This is a genomic window from Sphingomonas sp. ABOLE, from assembly GCF_003950455.1.
Classification (GTDB): domain Bacteria; phylum Pseudomonadota; class Alphaproteobacteria; order Sphingomonadales; family Sphingomonadaceae; genus Sphingomonas; species Sphingomonas trueperi.
In genome coordinates, this window is the sequence record NZ_QQWY01000099.1 from 1 (window position 1) to 1,415 (window position 1,415).

Below are 1,415 nucleotides of genomic sequence, written 5' to 3' on the forward strand. Positions count from 1 at the left end.
AACGTCCTATGTCGGGAAGCAGCGGCGGGTTTTGGCCAGCAGATATCCATGCGCCGACAACCGTCGGCGCGGCATGCAATCTGAGCCAGATGGCTCCCACCGTCAACGGGATCGCTCCCTGCCATAGCAAACACAGGATCCAGCAGCGCCGAGGCGGCCGTGGTCCTCACCATCCTTAAAACGAGATACGCACCCAGGTGGAAGGCCCGAACATTATCTACAGGGTCGCTCGACGAGCGCCCTCACGGCACTTGCAGAGAGGGGTCCTTCCACCTGGCATCCGACCGTTCGAGGAACGGCCGGTACTCTGTCCCCGTCTTGATGACGGCGTGAGCCACGCGCGCCATCTTGGCGGTGAGCGCCGTCATCGCCTTGCGGCGACGGTCGGCATCGTCCGCGTGCCCGGCGACATATCGTCCGAGCTTGTCGCGGAAGCTGTTGTCGCGCTGACGCGCGGCGACCTGGGCAGCCATCCAGAAGGTCCGGCGCAGGCGCGCATTGCCGTACTTGGACAGCTTCGTGCGGCCACGGAACGTGCCTGACTGACACGTTGCGAGATCGAGACCGCAGAACTTCAGGAACTGACGATGATGGTTGAAGCGCCGCAGATCACCGGCCTCGGCCAGGATGGTCAGCGCGTTGATCGGACCGATGCCCGGAATGTTGCGCAGCAGCTGGTAGTCGACGTCATCGGCGAGCCGCGCATGGGCCAGCCGCTCGATCTCGTCTCGCTGGTGGATGAGGCTGCGGCCCTGCGCGATGACCATGCGGAACATGGTGATGGCGGCTGAGTTCTCCGGCACCGGCAGTGCCGTCGAGGCGGACGCCGTCTCGTAGATGTCGTTGATGAGGCGTGCCTTGGAGACCTTGCGGCCGATGAGCGGCCATGCCGCGGCCGAGAACGCCTCGCGGTCCAGCGCCGTGATGGTGGCCGGCGTCGGAAACCGCTCGATGAGCGCCAGGAACCAGTCGGACCGGCTGTTGCCTGCGAAGCGGGCGATCTCGGGGAAGTACAGCGGCAGGTAGTGGGTCAGGATCCGATGCCAGGTCTGCGTCTTCATCCTTGAGATCGTCTCGTGAGTCTTCGAGAGCTCCTGCAGGTCGTTGATTCCGGCCACCAGCGGGTCGACGTAGCGCTGCGTCGCACCGATCCGCAGCATGTGCAGGATGACCTGCGCGTCCTTGGAGTCGTTCTTGTCCCAGCCGTTGTGCAGCGCCTCGCGCGTTCTGGCGAGCGCGACCGACGAGATGAGGCGCAGCTCGAACCCTGCCGTCAGCAGCCGGTGCGCCAGCGTACGATGGTAATTACCCGTCGCCTCGAACCCGACGATGATAGGGCGCCCGATAGCAGCGAGTTGCTCGGCAAAGCCGTCATAGTCCTGCCTGGTCGCCATGACGGTCATCCGCCGGCGCCG

1 pseudogene is annotated in these 1,415 nt (G+C 65.0%); it reads right to left on the reverse strand.

Features of this window, described 5'->3' with window-relative positions:
* Positions 1-217 precede the first annotated feature (217 nt).
* A pseudogene (locus CA234_RS24040) lies at positions 218-1,415 on the reverse strand (IS110 family transposase); the annotation flags it as partial.